The organism is Heyndrickxia vini (assembly GCF_016772275.1).
Classification (GTDB): Bacteria; Bacillota; Bacilli; order Bacillales; family Bacillaceae_C; genus Heyndrickxia; species Heyndrickxia vini.
In genome coordinates this window covers 302777-316776 of sequence record NZ_CP065425.1, presented here as the reverse complement: position 1 = coordinate 316776, position 14000 = coordinate 302777, and the positions used below count along the sequence as shown (strand labels likewise).

The 14000-nt window shown below is 35.2% G+C and carries 11 protein-coding genes and 2 riboswitches; of the genes, 8 read left to right on the top strand and 3 right to left on the bottom strand.

Going from position 1 to position 14000, the window contains the following annotated elements; translation table 11 throughout:
* Positions 1–2: 2 nt before the first annotated feature.
* Both I5776_RS01690 and I5776_RS01685 read right to left on the bottom strand, forming a co-directional pair.
* Positions 3–1076, bottom strand: coding sequence for an AI-2E family transporter (locus I5776_RS01690; protein WP_246483874.1), 1074 nt, complete (start codon positions 1074–1076; stop codon positions 3–5).
* Positions 1077–1217: 141 nt separating this feature from the next.
* A complete protein-coding gene (locus I5776_RS01685; protein WP_202778687.1) occupies positions 1218–1385 on the bottom strand; it encodes a twin-arginine translocase TatA/TatE family subunit in 168 nt (55 codons plus the stop codon).
* A gap of 249 nt (positions 1386–1634) precedes the next feature.
* Positions 1635–1781, top strand: a riboswitch (cyclic di-AMP (ydaO/yuaA leader).
* A 221-nt stretch (positions 1782–2002) separates the two neighbouring features.
* Between I5776_RS01685 and I5776_RS01680 the strand changes: the two genes are divergently transcribed.
* The 3 genes from I5776_RS01680 (at position 2003) to I5776_RS01670 (ending at position 6769) form a co-directional block, all read left to right on the top strand.
* Positions 2003–3823, top strand: coding sequence for an APC family permease (locus I5776_RS01680; protein WP_202778686.1), 1821 nt, complete (start codon positions 2003–2005; stop codon positions 3821–3823).
* Between the two features lie 88 nt (positions 3824–3911).
* Positions 3912–4102: riboswitch (Lysine riboswitch) on the top strand.
* A 102-nt stretch (positions 4103–4204) separates the two neighbouring features.
* The gene (locus I5776_RS01675; protein WP_202778685.1) at positions 4205–5662 is read left to right on the top strand and encodes an amino acid permease; all 1458 of its coding nucleotides are present in this window, start codon (positions 4205–4207) and stop codon (positions 5660–5662) included.
* A gap of 108 nt (positions 5663–5770) precedes the next feature.
* On the top strand, positions 5771–6769 hold the full coding sequence (locus tag I5776_RS01670) for a DUF3231 family protein (protein WP_202778684.1): 999 nt from the start codon (positions 5771–5773) through the stop codon (positions 6767–6769).
* 38 nt (positions 6770–6807) lie between these two features.
* Here the strand turns inward: I5776_RS01670 and I5776_RS01665 are convergent, their stop codons facing one another.
* The gene (locus I5776_RS01665) at positions 6808–8190 is read right to left on the bottom strand and encodes a glycine--tRNA ligase (protein WP_202778683.1); all 1383 of its coding nucleotides are present in this window, start codon (positions 8188–8190) and stop codon (positions 6808–6810) included.
* A gap of 467 nt (positions 8191–8657) precedes the next feature.
* Here I5776_RS01665 and I5776_RS01660 point away from each other — a divergent pair, with 467 nt between their 5' ends.
* From I5776_RS01660 to I5776_RS01640, 5 genes are all read left to right on the top strand, one after another.
* Positions 8658–9194: a YceI family protein gene (locus I5776_RS01660; protein ID WP_202778682.1), complete on the top strand. Its 537-nt coding sequence runs from the start codon at positions 8658–8660 to the stop codon at positions 9192–9194.
* 135 nt (positions 9195–9329) lie between these two features.
* Positions 9330–10025, top strand: a complete 696-nt coding sequence (locus tag I5776_RS01655) for a DsbA family protein (RefSeq protein WP_202778681.1) — start codon at positions 9330–9332, stop codon at positions 10023–10025.
* A gap of 216 nt (positions 10026–10241) precedes the next feature.
* A complete protein-coding gene (locus I5776_RS01650; protein WP_202780630.1) occupies positions 10242–11150 on the top strand; it encodes a cation diffusion facilitator family transporter in 909 nt (302 codons plus the stop codon).
* Between the two features lie 99 nt (positions 11151–11249).
* Complete coding sequence (locus I5776_RS01645; protein WP_202780629.1) at positions 11250–12587, top strand: MFS transporter; 1338 nt, start codon at positions 11250–11252, stop codon at positions 12585–12587.
* 349 nt (positions 12588–12936) lie between these two features.
* On the top strand, positions 12937–13923 hold the full coding sequence (locus tag I5776_RS01640; RefSeq protein WP_202778680.1) for a nuclease-related domain-containing protein: 987 nt from the start codon (positions 12937–12939) through the stop codon (positions 13921–13923).
* Positions 13924–14000: the final 77 nt, after the last annotated feature.

Genomic DNA, 14000 nt, shown 5'->3' with positions numbered 1-14000 from the left:
TATTACTCTTCTATTTTTCTTATACGTATCAATTGATAAATATGTAAAACAACAACTTTTAACACTGCGTATGTTGGAATAATCAAAATCATTCCTAATACTCCAGCCAAGTTTCCTCCAACTAAAATGAGTAAAATAATCGTTAACGGGTGTACGTTTAATGTTTTCCCCATTACTTGAGGAGAAACGAGATTACTTTCAATTTGTTGAGCCACAAACATAACAATAATAACGTAAACGGCCATAATCGGATTTTGGAAGAAGGCGACGATAATTGCCGGCGTTGCCGCGATAAATGGTCCAAGAAACGGGATGACATTCGTCGCCATTCCGAATATAGCAAGAATTAGCGCATAATCCAATCCGATAATTAAATAGCCAATCAATAAGAGAATCCCTACAACAGAGCTTACAATTAATTGTCCCTGAATATAACCGCCTAATGCCTTATCCATATCATGTAAAACAGAATGAATCTCTTTTTCTTTCGATTTTGGAAAAAAGCGAGTGACATTCGGCACGAATTTATCGCGGTCACTTAACATATAGAACAAAATGAACGGTACAATGACAAGCGAGAAAAGAAAACCGAATACATTGCTTAAAACCTTCGCGACTACTGCACCCGTCGATAAAGCATTCGTTTGTAATTTAGTCGTTAAATTAGCAATAATATCCTTTGCAAATTGAGGAATGTATTCCTGATTTTTTTGCCAATAATTTAATGCATCCTGCGCTGCCTTTACCATATCTGGCACATTATCAATTAACCGTTTAAATTGGTCTTGTAATAATGGTCCAACTAATTCAACAACCGTAACAACAATTCCAATTAACACGACAAATATCAACATAATCGCAAGTTTTCTTGGAACTTTCCACCCTTCCAACAGCCTCACAACCGGTCTTGCCAAATAATATAAGATTCCTGAAATGAGAAAAGGAATAAACAAGGTTTGGATAAAAATAACTAGTGGGGTAAATACAAAACTAACTTGATTTAATAGCCAAATGATAACTAGAACGATAATAATCCCAATTCCAATATTTAAAAACTTCCTTTTTATTTTAAACACCCCTATTACCTGCTTTTCTACTATAATAATCAATTTCCTTCATATATAAAAGAAATATCTTACTATAATTGAAAAAAGCAAAAAACCACAGGCAGTTCTCCTGTGGTTGTCAAATGGAATAAAACGAGTTGGTCATAAGAATTATTTCTTTTCGCTTGGATCGTCTTCCATAATTCCTCTCATACCCTTTTTAAATTCTCTTAATGTTTCACCCGCAGCTTTACCAAGCTTAGGCAATTTAGATGGTCCGAAAATTAACAGAGCAACAACAACAATTAACATAATTTCTCCGAATCCTAAGTTACCCATTATTTCATCTCCTAAATGTAATTAATCATTCATAATTACAATCACAATAAGTTCTACGGCTATTTTAATCCTAAATCTTTTCATTTTCAAGCAACAAAAAATGGACGTATGGTGAACATTGCTTTCTCTTTGTTGTTTTGAAGAAGATAAAATAGTAAAAAACGAAGAAATTTTCCGTCTAAAATCTTCAAAAAAATTCTTCTTTACAACTGTTTTTGACGGGAGTAATATTTCAATATAAATTATTTCATACTTTTATCGCTTAATTCGTAAGAAGCGGGGGAACCACTTTTGTGGCGAATATTGCCACTTGGGGTGAATCCTTTTTTTGAAGGTAGGGTTACTCTCATACCCGAATCCGACAGCTAACCTCGTAAGCGTTCTGGGAGAGGAGTGTATTTGTGATCGCATGTTCGACCACAGAGGATTACATCCCTCTGTGGTTTTTTGTGTGCAAATTTAACCTGGCTGTAACGAGGAGGAGTCATCTTTTTATCTTAAACTCTCAAAAATATAAAGTAACAACTAAAAAATTGTGTTTTATTCATTTTTAATGGGTAAGTCATGAATAAAAGTAAAAGCTAACTTTAAGATAGATTATAAGGAGACCACATTCAATGTACAGTTCAATCAAACGTTTTTTAATCGGAAGACCTTTAAAATCACATGAATTAGGTGAACAAAAATTAACAAGGTTAAAAGCGTTAGCCATATTATCATCAGATGCGTTATCTTCAGTAGCATATGGGACTGAACAAATATTAATTGTTTTAGCAACCGTAAGCACAATGGCCTTTTGGTACAATATCCCAATTGCGATTGGTGTTCTTTTTCTGTTAACCGCACTGATTTTGTCTTACCGACAAATTATTTTTTCCTATCCGCAAGGTGGAGGAGCTTATATCGTTTCCAAAGAAAATCTTGGAGAGAACCCGGGTTTAATTGCTGGTGGATCGTTATTAGTTGATTATATATTAACTGTAGCCGTAAGTATTTCAGCTGGTACAGATGCAATTACGTCTGCATTTCCTATTTTGCATGAGCATAATGTTCTTATCGCAATTATGTTAGTCATTTTAATTACCATTTTAAATTTACGTGGTTTGACTGAATCGGCCTCAGTTCTTGCTTATCCTGTGTATTTATTTGTGTTTGCATTAGTCATGATGATTATCGTAGGAATGTTTAAGATTGCGACTGGGCAAGTATCACCGAATTTACACACTTCCTTAGGTACACCTGTAGCAGGAATTTCATTATTTTTATTATTAAGGGCCTTTTCATCAGGTTGTTCCGCTCTTACCGGAGTAGAAGCAATATCGAATGCAGTTCCCAATTTTAAAAAACCTGCTGCAAAAAATGCTGCTGCAACCCTTGCCTTGATGGGAATACTCCTTGCAATTCTTTTTACGGGGATAACATTTTTAGCCTACTGGTTTGGAATTGCGCCAAAAGGAAACGAGACGGTCGTTTCACAAATTGCAGCCCAAACATTCGGGAGGAATTTCCTTTACTTTTTCGTCCAAGGGACAACTGCCTTAATTTTAGTTCTTGCAGCAAATACGGGATTTTCAGCATTTCCGATGTTAGCCTATAGCTTAGCAAAAGATAAATACATGCCTCGAATGTTCTCGATTAGAGGGGATCGTTTAGGTTATTCAAACGGAATTATTTTCTTAAGTGTTGCTTCGATTATTCTTATTATTGCTTTTAAAGGGAAAACTGAGCATTTAATTCCTTTATATGCAGTGGGTGTATTTATTCCATTTACACTTTCCCAAACAGGAATGATCTTGAAATGGATAAGACAAAAGCCTGAAGGTTGGGTGATTAAGTTAATTACAAATTTAGTCGGTGCGTTGATTTCGTTTCTCGTATTAACCATCCTGTTTATAACAAAATTTCACCATGTATGGGCCGTTGTAATTTTCTTACCAATCGTTGTTCTCATCTTTCACAAAATCAAGCGGCATTATGATGCGGTCGGCGAGCAACTGCGGGTATCACAACCAATTGCCCAAGATATTCAAGGAAACGTGTTTATTGTGCCGGTTGCGGGGGTAACGACAGTTGTTGAACGTTCCATTAACTACGCAAAATCATTGACCGATCAAGTGATAGCTGTTTATATCGCTTTTGATAAAGAAGATGAAAAGAAAATGGAGAAAAAATGGGAAGAATTAAATAATGGGGTTCGTTTAGTGACCCTATACTCTTCCTATCGAAGCATTATCTATCCTTTAAGTAAGTTTCTTGAAACGATTCAAGCAAAAGCTATAGAAAATCATTATATGGTTACGGTTCTATTTCCACAATTTATACCGAAAAAAGGATGGCATAATATTTTACACAATCAATCGGCGCTATTAATTCGGGCTCGACTACTATGGAAAAAAGATATTGTTGTTGCCACGCTTCCGTATAAATTTAAAAAATAGGTAATTGCCGAATTTTTCTATTGCAAAATTATAAAATTATTCTATAATAGTAAATTGTATAACTTAATAATAAAAATCCTCATCAAACCGATGGGGTAGAGGTCGCGGCTATTAATAGTAAGACGGACGAGAAACAGAAGAAATTGATGACTCCGCCTGAAAGGAATAGTTGCCGAAGTTTATACATCTCCCTGGATGTATAGGCTGGGGCTGTCTCCGAATAGGAACAGAACTGTCACGTTTATTGATTCCAACTAAACGTGTTGAGCTATCTTCGGAAGGTATGATGCGGGGTGTTACAATGTCGTCGAACCTTTTTTGGCGGCATTTTTTGTTATTCCCCACTCCTTCCAATATCTTTAAAGGGAGTGTAACAACCACATGCAAACATCGAAAGAAAACAGTACCCAACAACTTAAACGTAAATTAAAATCCCGACATTTAACAATGATCTCACTTGGAGGAACGATTGGAACAGGTTTATTTTTAGCCAGTGGCGGTGCCATTCACACGGCCGGACCAGGTGGAGTTATTGTATCCTACTTATTAATTGGTATTATGGTTTACTTTTTAATGACTAGTCTTGCGGAGATGGCTGCCTATATGCCTGTATCCGGAACTTTTAGTACGTATGCTTCAAAATTTGTCGATCCTTCACTTGGATTTGCACTTGGCTGGAACTACTGGTATAACTGGGCAATCACGATCGCTGCAGAATTATCTGCTGTTACCATTATTATGAAGTTTTGGTTCCCACATACACCATCACTTATTTGGAGCAGTATTTGCTTAATTATTATGTTTCTATTAAATTATCTATCTGTAAAAGGCTTTGGTGAAGCAGAGTTTTGGTTCTCACTTATAAAAGTTATAACTGTTATCGTATTTATTATTACCGGATTTTTAATGATATTTGGAATTATGGGCGGAGAACCAGTTGGTTTTAAAAACTTTACGATTGGTGATGCACCATTCCACGGTGGATTTATGTCCATGCTTGGAATATTCATGGCTGCTGGATTTTCCTTTCAAGGAACGGAACTTCTTGGAGTTGCCGCTGGAGAAAGTGATAATCCGGAGAAAAATATTCCGAAAGCTGTTCGTCAAGTTTTCTGGCGTATCCTCTTATTTTATGTATTAGCCATTTTAGTCATTGGTTTACTTATTCCATATACAGATAAGAACTTGGCTACTGATGATGTCGCAATGAGTCCGTTTACGATCATTTTTGATAAGGCTGGGATTGCCTTTGCTGCTTCTGTCATGAATGCCATTATTTTAACTGCTGTATTATCTGCCGGAAATTCAGGAATGTACGCTTCAACCCGTATGCTTTGGGATTTGGCTCGCGATGGGAAAGCACCGAAGTTTTTAGCAAAGTTAAATAAGAATGGTGTACCTGCAAATGCATTAATTGTCACCGCTTTAGTTGGAACTTTAGCCTTCTTAGCCTCCTTCTTTGGTGATGGAGTCGTCTATGTTTGGTTATTAAATGCATCAGGGATGTCCGGATTTATTGCATGGCTCGGTATAGCCATTAGTCATTACAGATTTCGTAAGGCGTATGTGGCGCAAGGCAAGGACTTAAATGATTTACCATATAAATCTAAGTTGTTCCCATTTGGCCCTATTTTCGCCTTCGTTCTCTGCGCGTTTGTCATCTTGGGTCAGAACTATTCCGCCTTTTTAGGTGATAAAATTGATTGGACAAGTGTTTTAGTATCTTATATCGGATTGCCACTATTTATTATAGTATGGCTGAGCTACAAATTTATTAAAAAAACAAAAGTCATTCCACTTGAACAATGTGATTTTAATACGGCTGAAAATAGTCACTAATTGGAACCGTCATTTGACGGTTCTTTTTTTCATTATTATTACTAATGATTATATAGAGTATAAAAAAGGGAATGACTCCAAAATATAAAGAAAAGGAGTGATGACCTAGTGGCTGAAAATCATATACGATTAACTAGCGCTGAAATCGGTGGCCTTTGGTCCACTTACATGAATAGCACAATGTCTCGCTGTCTTCTTATTTATTTTCTGCATCATATAAAAGATCAAGAGATGAAAGATATGCTTCAAAATACGTTAGATTCCACTAATTTGCAGATAAAGAAACTTACTGCTATCTTTTCTCAAGAAAATCTGCCTATTCCAGATGGGTTTACTGATAAGGATATCGACTTAACGGCACCACCCCTTTTCTACGACCCTTTCGCACTAAGCTTTTTATACAATTTGGCGAGAATGGATATGATTTTTTATTCATTTACTGTAGTTAATCTTTCACGAACGGACATGATATCATTCTTTACTGATTCTTTGCGGCAGGCTTCTAAATTGTATGGAGATTCAACTACTTTATTATTATCTAAAGGACTTTATGATAGACCGCCAAATATTCCATACCCAACAGAAGTTAATTATATTGAAACTACTTCATATATAAATGGGTTCATACATAAAGACAGACCATTAAATGTAAGTGAAGTAACCGAAATTTTCTTCAACATTGAACGAAATTACTTTTCAATATTGCTATGTTCAGGGCTATCACAGGTAGTTAAAGATAAAGAAATTAAAAACTATATTAAGAAAGGAAAGGATATCTCATTAAAACAAATCAATTATTTTAATGATTTATTAAAGGATGAAGATCTTCTAGGAATTGTGTCAGTTAATATGGAAGTGACCGATTCTCAGATTTCCCCTTTCTCAGAAAAACTAATAATGAATTTATTTAATTCATTAAATGCTGTTGATATTACATTAATTGGACATGCATTATCCAGTTCATTACGTACCGATTTATCTGTACAGTATAGCAAGCTGATTGGAGAAATTTTATTATATTTGAAAAAGGGATTCCAGTTAATGGTCGAACGAAAATGGTTGGAAGAACCCCCTGCTGCTCCCAATAGGAAAGAACTTGAGAAATAAATATAATAAAAAAAAGGCTCTAGGAGCCTTTTTTTTATTTAAAATTGAACTTTTTCTTCTAAGAAGTTTTTTAATTCCGAGATTGGCAGTCTTGTTTGTTCCATTGTGTCACGGTCACGAACCGTTACCATATGATCTTCCTTCGAATCAAAATCATAAGTGATACAGAAAGGAGTACCAATTTCGTCTTGGCGGCGATAACGTTTACCAATTGAACCCGTCTCGTCGAAATCTACCATGAATTGTTTTGCAAGATCAGCAAAAATTTCCCGCGCTTCATCAGAAAGCTTTTTCGATAACGGTAATATAGCTGCCTTATATGGTGCAAGAGCAGGATGTAAATGCATCACTGTTCTTGATGTACCATCTTCTAATTCTTCTTCTTCGTATGAATCGATTAAATATGCAAGTGTCACCCGATCCGCTCCAAGTGAAGGTTCAATACAATATGGGACATATCTTTCATTTGTTTCTTGATCTAAATAAGAGAAATCCTCACCAGAATATTGCATATGTTGTTTCAAGTCATAATCTGTTCTTGATGCAATACCCCAAAGTTCTCCCCAGCCAAATGGGAATTTATATTCAAAATCAGTCGTTGCATTACTGTAATGTGATAGCTCATCTTCAGAGTGGTCACGAAGGCGAAGATTTTCTTCTTTAATTCCTAATGTAAGCAACCATTTCTTTGCAAACTCTTTCCAATAATCAAACCACTTTAATTCTTCGCCAGGTTTACAGAAGAATTCTAGCTCCATTTGTTCAAATTCACGTGTACGGAATGTAAAGTTACCTGGTGTAATTTCATTGCGAAAACTTTTACCGATTTGCGCAATACCAAATGGAAGCTTTTTACGCATTGTACGCTGAACATTTTTAAAGTTAACAAAAATACCTTGTGCCGTTTCAGGTCGTAGGAATATTTCATTCGTACTCGTTTCAGTTACACCTTGGAAAGTTTTAAACATTAAGTTGAATTGACGAATTCCGGTGAAATCCTTGCTGCCACACTCGGGACAAGCAATATCATATTCTTTCATTAGTTCTTCCATTTTTTCAAATGGGAGACCATCTACGATAATTTCTTCACCTTTTTCTTCTGCCGCATTTTCAATTAACTTATCTGCACGATGTCTTGCTTTACAGTTTTTACAATCAATCATTGGGTCATTGAAGTTCCCAATATGACCTGATGCTTCCCATGTTCTTGGGTTCATTAATATAGCAGAATCGAGTCCGACATTATAAGGGGATTCTTGGACAAACTTTTTCATCCAAGCCTTTTTAATATTGTTTTTCAATTCTGTTCCTAGAGGACCATAATCCCATGTGTTTGCAAGTCCCCCATATATTTCTGAACCCGGAAATACAAATCCGCGATGCTTCGCATGTGAAACGATTTGTTCCATATTTACTGACATAATCATTCTCTCCTTTTTTATAAAAATCAAAAAGCTCCCATCCTCAGGCAATGATTGCCTGGGGACGAGAGCTGTACTCACGCGGTTCCACCCCAGTTGATGTACAAACAGGTACATCCACTTTCAAGTCACGACTCCAGATTGCCGTTTCACTAAAACATCTTATCAGGCTTACACCGTCCCTGATTCGCTTAAGAAGAAAATTTTCAGCTACTATAGATCCTTCAATGTCGTCTATGTTTTTTTATGATTATATTACATAAAGGAAGGGAAGAAGTCAATGGACGGAGAATATAATGGAATAATGATTTCATCAATAAACTAACTATAAAAAAGTAATTTAATTTCATTTTTATATAAAAATGAATTGACAAATAGCCCGAACAAAAATATAATTAAATTAAATCATTAAGTATATTTTATATAGCAACTTACATTAAGTTATTAAATAAATGGAGGAATGAAAAATGACAATTTCTAAATGGACAGTTGATGCAGCACATAGTAGTATTGATTTTTCCGTAAAACATATGATGGTATCTAAAGTAAAAGGTGCTTTCCAACAATTTAATGCAAGTGTTGAAGCCGATCCAACTGATTTAACAACAGCTAATATTGACTTCAATATCGATGTAGCAAGTATTGATACTCGTAATAATGATCGTGATAATCATTTACGTTCAGCAGATTTCTTTGATGTTGAAAACTATCCAACAATGACATTTAAATCAACAAACATTACAAAAACAGATGATGATGAATATAAAGTAACCGGTGATGTTACTCTTCATGGAGTTACACGTTCAGAAACTTTCTCCGTTACATTTGAAGGTCTTGCAAAAGATCCAATGAGTGGTGCAGAAAAAATCGGTTTCAGTGCTTCCGGAAAATTAAAACGTAGTGATTATGGTTTAACATGGAACGCAGCTTTAGAAACTGGCGGTGTTTTAGTCGGTGACGAAATAAAAGTAGCGATTGAAATTGAAGCTGCGAAAGAAGCATAATAAAAAGGTGTCTTCGGGCACCTTTTTTATATTTTACAAAATAGTGACATAATAGGCATTTTCTTGACGTCCTTATTCATCTTATGTAAAACTATCTCTAATTACAAAACCAATATTCTATAAAGGTGTGCAAATATGTCGAAATCAAATAAGAAAACAAATACAAACAAATCCAGCAGTTCATTTTTTTGGATTGTGGTCATTATTGCCGTTGCTTTGCTTGCATTAATAATTTTCTTAAGCAAGTCTTCTGACAAAGCAGAAAAAAAAGAAGCATTTAATTTTGATTACAGCAACCAACCATTCGAAGGTGATGCAAAAGCTCCTGTTGAGATTGTTGAATTCGGCGACTATAAATGTCCGGTATGTAAACAATTTAACGAGAGTGTTTATCCTGTTATTCAAAAGCAGTTTGTTGATACGGGAAAAGCTAAATTTTACTTTATGAATTTTCCTTTTATTAATACAGATTCCCATCGCTCCGCAGAGTTTGCGGAAACTGTCTACCAAGAACTAGGCAATGAAACATTTTGGAAGTTCCATCATCTTCTTTATAACAAACAACCAGAAGATGAAAAGTACGAAAAAGTCGATTACTTCAAATTGGACTTCCTTAAAAAGACATTAGCTGAGATTTCAAGTGACGAAGACGTCAAAAAAGTTGAAAAGGCCTTTAATAATAAGGAATACAAAGAAGCTATAAACAAAGATAAGTCCTATGTGACTGATTTAGGTATTGACTCCACGCCAACCTTATTTATTAATGGGAAGGAATTTACCGGAAGCAGCTATGAAGAATTTATTCAACAAGTAGAGGATGCAACAAAATAAACAATTCATGTACAACAGGTTAGGTTAAACTAGCCTGTTTTTTATTTTTTAAGAAAAAAATAAAAACTAACCGGGTTATTATTTTTTCATAAAGGAAACAATTTTAGATAGTGATTAAAACGATAGATGGGAACAACTATCTTGCTCTAGACCCACCAATACTAGGTTTGTTATGATTACAAGGGTGTTTAAGACTTTCTTTGATTGGAGTGGTACATATTGGGGACAAGAGAGTCGATTGCTAAAAAAATTGCTTGGATTAGTGTTTGGAGTAATATTTTATTAACAATTGGAAAGATGGTCATAGGCTGGTTCGCACACAGTGATGCGGTGTTTGCTGATGGGATTCACTCCGCAGCGGATGTTTTTGCCTCTGTTATTGTATTATTAGTCATAAAAATCGCCAATAAACCGGCAGATAAAGAACATCCTTATGGTCACGGGAAGGCAGAAGTAATCGTTTCAGGAATAGTTGGCATTTTATTGTTCTTAGTTGCAGTATATATTGTGTACGAAGGTATTTCTGGTTTCTTTCATCCTATCGCAACACCGAACATGTTAGCTATGTGGATTGCAATTTTCTCCTTTATTTTTAAGGACTTTTTATATCGTTCATCCATGAAGGTTGCTAAAGCAAATAATAGTAAAGCGATTGAAGCCATTGCTTTAGATCATAAAGCAGATATTGTCGCCTCTATAGCAGCAGCAGTCGGGGTATTATTATCTGTTATTGGAGATAAGCTTGGAATTAGCATATTATTATACGGAGATAAAGTGGCTAGTATTTTTGTTGCCCTTTTAATATTTAGAATTTCTAAAGAAATGCTTAGCGAAGCATTTAACATTCTTCTTGAACGTAATATTGATCTTGACACACTACAAGATTTTGTCTCCATCATTTCGGAATTTCATGAAGTAAAGAGAATAGATAAAATTCGAGCGAGAGATCATGGCCATTACATACTCGTAGATTTAAGAATTTCCATTGATCATGATAAAACCATAAAAGAAGGCCACGATCTCTCCCATGAAATCAAACATTCACTGATGAGTAAATATGATAATATTCAGGAAGTACTCATTCATTTGAACCCATACTATTCTCAAGACGAAGAACAAGACTAAGTTTAGTCTTGTTTTTATTTTGTAAAATTTATGTAAAGAAACAGGAGTTTCTCTTATATACATGGAATGAAAACAATAATAATGAAAGAAGGTGAGCGTATGTCCAGTAATTCTGCTAAACAATTAGACGATCCTCAGAAACAAATTTCTTCAGCTTGGAAGTTATTTTTTTCACTACCGATTCTGTCATGGGCACTGTATGACTTTGCGAATACCATTTTTTCCTCTAACATCAATACGATTTTCTTTCCATTATTTTTAGAACATACGGTTGGCGGGAACCCTGTAACAAATCAAATTGCCAGCACATTTATTTCGTATGCCAATGCCGTTGCCAGCTTCTTCTTGGTCATCTTTTCACCGCTTTTTGGAACGACGATTGACCGGACCGGAAAAAAGAAAATATGGATATTCTGGTTTACGTTAATTACAGTTTTAGGCACTCTCTCTATGGGAGTCTTCGCGTATTATCAAGTACCTGGAAAGTGGTTCAATCTTCCGATTTCACTTGTTCTCGTCATCATTTCATTTGTTATTGCTAAATTCTTTTACCACTCCAGTCTTGTCTTTTATGATACGATGATTTCCGATTTAACTCACAAATCATATATTCCTTTGATTTCGGGATTTGGTGTTGCCGTTGGATATGTGGGCACATTACTTGGATTAGGTGTATATCCACTTGTCGGTGATAATAAATACTATATTGCCTTTTTAGTGACTGGGATATTATTCTTTATTTTTGCCCTTCCATTTTTCTTTTTTACTAAGGAGAAAAGAAAAGTTCAAACAGAGGCGACGGGGAGTTTTTTATCTGGATATAAAGATATCTTGGCAACCTTTAAAGAAATGAAAAAATATCGAGCAGTTTTTACGTTCATGATTTCATATTTTTTCCTGAATGATGCGATTTCAACAGCTATTGCCATGATGGCGATTTATACGAAGGCAGTGGTTGGCTTCACAACCGGGGAATTTATTTTGCTTTACTTAGTTTCAACGGTTTCCAGTATAATCGGTTCATTTATTTTCGGATATATAACTAAAGCGAAGGGTGCAAAGCTGGCGGTATTATATGTTGGTATTTTAATGTGTCTTGCATTGCTTGTTGGAAGCATCGCCACGGCTAAATCTATGTTCTGGATTGCAGGAAGTATGTTTGGGATCAGTCTTGGCGCCATGTGGGTAACATCAAGAACATATATTGTTGAACTAAGTCCAGAAAATAAACGAGGACAATTCTTTGGATTATTTGCCTTTTCCGGAAAAGTCTCATCTATTATCGGCCCTCTTTTATACGGATCGATTACTTGGGCCTTTGCAAGTTACGGAAATATAGCTAGCCGTCTAGCTATGGGATCACTTATTATCATGACACTCATCGGAATATTGGTCCTTTTGAAGGTGAAGAGTTCAAGAAATGAAGTGAACGGTTGACCGCTTGAATTTTCAGGTGGTCTTTTTTTATTTGATTGGTCTTCCTCTTTTTTTGATTGGTTTCTCTTCTTTTTTAATCGGTCTCTTTCCTCTGTTTAATCGGTTCTTTTCTGTTTGATCGGTCCACTTCTTTTTTTGATTGGTTCCTCTTCCTTTTTAATCGGTCTCTTCCTCTGTTTGATCGGTCCTTTTCTGTTTGATTGGTTTCTCTTCTTTTTTAATCAGTCTCTTCCTCTTTTTAATCGGTCTCATTCTTTTTTTAACCCGTTTCAAAAAAGGTTTTTAAAAAAAGAGGTATTTCATCTTCTTATGAAGAAAGTATGTTTAACAATAAAAAGGAGTGATTTATTTGATTGCAAAAAAGTTAACTATTCCATATAGGGTACTAAAAAATGACGCTTTATTGAGGCGCCTCCCCCATCCCCATTGTAAAGTTAGTTTAATTGAAGATGATTTTAAAAAAAGGAAAGCGGGATATCGGGGTGAACAAAATTTCCTCTACCATTTAGGATTTCTTCCAGACAATCATTTCCACATTTTCTTCGACCTTCACTTACAAATCGGTAATCAAACTTTCCAAATTGATACCCTTATTCTTACTCCAAACCTGATCATAATTTGCGAAGTAAAGAATTATTCGGGAACTTTAATTTTTGAAAAGCATTCTGACCAACTTATCAGAATCTATCAAAATAAAGAGGAAGTATTCCCCAATCCTATTTATCAAATACAGCGACAACATATTCAATTAGATCGCTTTCTTAAACAATTCAATATTCAATCAATACCAATTGAGCACTTTGTTATCATTGGTAACTCTACTACACAAATTAAGACCTCGCCAGATAACTCCCGACTTTATGAAACAGTTTTCCACTCTGAAAAGATCATTACTAAAATGGAGGAACTAAGCAAAATCCACAAACGGACTATTTTGAAGCCTTCTAATTTTAATAGAGTTTCTCAATTAATTCTTAGTAATCACAAAGATGATAATCCAAATATTATAGATACTTTTGGCATTCAAAAGAAGGAAATAATAAAAGGAGTGAGATGCTCCGCCTGTAAAAACTTTTCTATGATTCGAGCGCATGGTACCTGGAAGTGTTCCAACTGTTATGCTTATTCTAAGGATGCTCATAAACAAGCGATTCTTGATTATCTGCTAATAGTAGATTCACACGTTACAAATAAGCAATGTCAAGAATTCCTCCATGTTTTTAAACCACAAATTGTATATCGCCTTTTAGCTTCAATGAATCTCCCCACCTCTGGGAATGACGGGGGTAAAACTTATCATCTTCCTCCACCTGATTATTTCCAAGAAGCAATATGACAATTGTCATCTCATGATTATGACATCCTCTACTACTACTCCTTTTCCAAACTTAATAAACTAAGATTATAAGTTAC

What these genes read in the sequence shown, in the direction of transcription:
- I5776_RS01685 (WP_202778687.1), bottom strand. Translation starts at nt 1,385, where the DNA reads ATGGGTAACTTAGGATTCGGAGAAATTATGTTAATTGTTGTTGTTGCT.
- I5776_RS01680 (WP_202778686.1), top strand. Translation starts at nt 2,003, where the DNA reads ATGTACAGTTCAATCAAACGTTTTTTAATCGGAAGACCTTTAAAATCA.
- I5776_RS01675 (WP_202778685.1), top strand. Translation starts at nt 4,205, where the DNA reads ATGCAAACATCGAAAGAAAACAGTACCCAACAACTTAAACGTAAATTA.
- I5776_RS01665 (WP_202778683.1), bottom strand. Translation starts at nt 8,190, where the DNA reads ATGTCAGTAAATATGGAACAAATCGTTTCACATGCGAAGCATCGCGGA.
- I5776_RS01660 (WP_202778682.1), top strand. Translation starts at nt 8,658, where the DNA reads ATGACAATTTCTAAATGGACAGTTGATGCAGCACATAGTAGTATTGAT.
- I5776_RS01655 (WP_202778681.1), top strand. Translation starts at nt 9,330, where the DNA reads ATGTCGAAATCAAATAAGAAAACAAATACAAACAAATCCAGCAGTTCA.
- I5776_RS01645 (WP_202780629.1), top strand. Translation starts at nt 11,250, where the DNA reads ATGTCCAGTAATTCTGCTAAACAATTAGACGATCCTCAGAAACAAATT.